The 2,572-nt window shown below is 41.8% G+C and carries 3 protein-coding genes; all 3 read left to right on the forward strand.

Annotated elements, in window-relative coordinates:
* Positions 1 to 324 precede the first annotated feature (324 nt).
* From ADA55_RS02195 to ADA55_RS02205, 3 genes are read left to right on the forward strand one after another with little or no spacing between them, the layout of a single operon-like run.
* A complete protein-coding gene (locus ADA55_RS02195) occupies positions 325 to 1,095 on the forward strand; it encodes an isocitrate lyase/PEP mutase family protein (protein WP_048678446.1) in 771 nt (256 codons plus the stop codon).
* Between the two features lie 23 nt (positions 1,096 to 1,118).
* Positions 1,119 to 1,691 carry a bifunctional transcriptional activator/DNA repair enzyme AdaA gene (locus tag ADA55_RS02200; RefSeq protein ID WP_048678448.1) on the forward strand — a complete coding sequence of 191 codons (573 nt, stop codon included), beginning with the start codon at positions 1,119 to 1,121 and terminating at the stop codon, positions 1,689 to 1,691.
* Positions 1,692 to 1,718: 27 nt separating this feature from the next.
* Entirely contained in the window at positions 1,719 to 2,195 is a 477-nt protein-coding gene (locus ADA55_RS02205) for a methylated-DNA--[protein]-cysteine S-methyltransferase (RefSeq protein WP_048678450.1), read from the forward strand.
* Positions 2,196 to 2,572: the final 377 nt, after the last annotated feature.

Raw genomic sequence — 2,572 nt, forward strand, 5'->3', positions numbered from 1 at the left:
TGATTGGAACGTAGGGCACTCGCTTTCCGCGGGCGGTCCGCCCTCGGCGCACTTGCGCCTGTGGGGTCACCCTTGGACTCGCTTTTCCCGCAGGAGTCTCGCACCTTCCGTTCCAAACACCTTTGTAATAACCTTAGATAGAACCCTTTGTATACAAACTGAAATGCCCTGGTATGAAAGGGCATTTTTTTTATTTGTCCGAAACCGTTAAACGGGTATCCAGCACAAACATTGTTTGAATGGACCATAAGAGCAAGAATAAGGACGATTTGGAGCTGGGTTGATTGTTAAAATGAGGTCAAATAAATTTTAGGAGCAACTATAATGACTAACATTAAGGAATTCAATGAATTACACTTTTCGAAGGACCTGTTGATATTGGGGAACGCCTGGGATCTATTATCGGCCTTGATTCTCGAGAAATCAGGATTCAAGGCGATTGGAACGACAAGCTGGGGAATTGCCAACTCCCTGGGTTATTCTGATGGCGAAGTGATTGATTTTGAAAGACATTTAGGTATCATTAAACTAATTGCGGATAATGTGAAAATTCCCGTCACCGCGGACATTGAAGCAGGCTATGGTGAAACCGCAGAAAAGATTGTCGATAATGTGTTAAGGACAGCAGAGGCCGGTGTAGCCGGGATCAATATTGAGGATTCCCTCAAAAAACAAAAAGGGCTAAGAGATATATATCAACACTGCAGCCTGCTATTAAAAATAAGGGAAGCGTTGGATTATAATGGGTATGAAGGTTTTTACATCAATGCCAGAACAGATACTTATTTTCAAAAAGAAAATCCTTTCCGGGAAACAGTAGAGCGGGCAAAAGCGTATGTGGAGAGTGGTGCCAGCGGAATATTCATCCCTGGATTAACGAACCATGATGAAATAAAGGAAATCACTTTGAATATAGGTGCTCCCCTTAATGTATTATCCTTACCTGGATTGACGAATGGTAAGGAGCTTGAAGAATTAGGCGTAAAACGTCTCAGTTTCGGGAATGCCCTGTTCGATAAAGCCATTGAATTGTTAGAACGAGATACAGCACGAATAGTAGAGCTAAGTGACACCTCACATTTATATGGGAAGTAAAACCTGAAAGGATGCGGAGTATAATGGCTGTTGCTATAAATCTTTCTTTTGAAGAAATGTGGGAGAAAATCATTGCTTGCGACCCTAAATATGACGGATTATTCTTTACCGCAGTAAAGACAACTAAAATATACTGCCGCCCTTCCTGCAGGTCAAGGAAGCCGAAAAAAATAAATGTGAAATTCTATCATGACATCGATGAAGTTGAAAAGGACGGTTTCCGTGCTTGCAAACGATGCCAACCGGAAGTTGATGATTCCCCTCAATTAGGACTTGTAAGAGATATCATCGCTTTCTTGGTCAATCAGTATAATCAAAAAGTTGAATTAAAGGATATTGCCAATCATGTCGGTGTAAGTTCCTATTATCTGGAGCGGCTGTTCAAAAAGGAAACATTAGAAACTCCCCGTTCCTATTTGGAAAAAATAAGAGTGGATAAAGCTTCATACCTTCTAACAAGCACAAGTCTAACGAATCTTGAGATTTGCCTTGAAGTGGGCTTCCAAAGCCCTTCAAACTTTTATAAAGTATTTCGCCGTTTGAAAAATTGTACTCCAAGTGAATATCGCAACATGAATCTTAAGAATCGAATGTAAGCCACATACAGAAATGGAGGTCCTTATATGAGTGAATTATATAAACTAGATTATGAATCGCCGATTGGAGTTATCGAGATATCAGGAACGAATGATGCCATCAGTTCCATAATGTTCGCAGAAAGGGATATAAAGATAAATATTATGCAAGAGCAAACGCCTCAGGTTTTGGCGGAGTGCTTTAGCCAGCTTGATGAGTATTTCAAAGGTGAACGCAGGGAATTTACATTTCCCTATATACTTGAAGGGACCATCTTCCAAAAAAACGTATGGAACGCATTAACGGGAATCCTGTACGCTAACACGGGTTCCTATAAAGACATCGCCGTTTCAATCGGTAATGAAAAAGCCATTAGGGCAGTAGGGAGCGCTAATGGAAGAAATAAGTTAAGCATCGTGATTCCTTGTCATCGAATAATAGGTTCAAATGGGAAATTAACTGGTTATGCGGGTGGCTTGTGGAGAAAGGAATGGCTCCTTCAGCATGAAAGGAATTTTAATTGAGGTACTAGGCTTTATGGGAATCGCCCGGGCCCGGTCAGAGTCAACACCAGAAATTAGCCTGAGTTTCACTCTCCATTGATGGAGGACACAGTTTTATTATTTCAAGTTGCAGTTGATTTCAGAAATCAGCTCCCTTTCCGCCGACTGTCTGCCAAGCCTCCTCGTCGCAAGCGTCTGTGGTGTCTCGGCTAGCCCGTTATTCGGCAAGTGGTGTCGCAAATTCCTTCCATCCATTAAGGAGAACAGGGAAAAACATGAAGGATAAACTAGTCTTAAAGAGGGTTCGGAATAAGATAAGCCTGCATTTTTTTCATTTAAAACACGTTAGTTGATTGGAACGGAAGGTACGAGACTCCTGCGGGAAAAGCGAGTCCAGG

It is taken from the genome of Bacillus sp. 220_BSPC, assembly GCF_001054655.1.
GTDB lineage: Bacteria > Bacillota > Bacilli > Bacillales > DSM-1321 > Peribacillus > Peribacillus frigoritolerans.

Excerpts from the sequence above, each read along its gene's own strand:
- ADA55_RS02195 (WP_048678446.1), top strand. The coding sequence starts at position 325 with ATGACTAACATTAAGGAATTCAATGAATTACACTTTTCGAAGGACCTG.
- ADA55_RS02200 (WP_048678448.1), top strand. The coding sequence starts at position 1,119 with ATGGCTGTTGCTATAAATCTTTCTTTTGAAGAAATGTGGGAGAAAATC.
- ADA55_RS02205 (WP_048678450.1), top strand. The coding sequence starts at position 1,719 with ATGAGTGAATTATATAAACTAGATTATGAATCGCCGATTGGAGTTATC.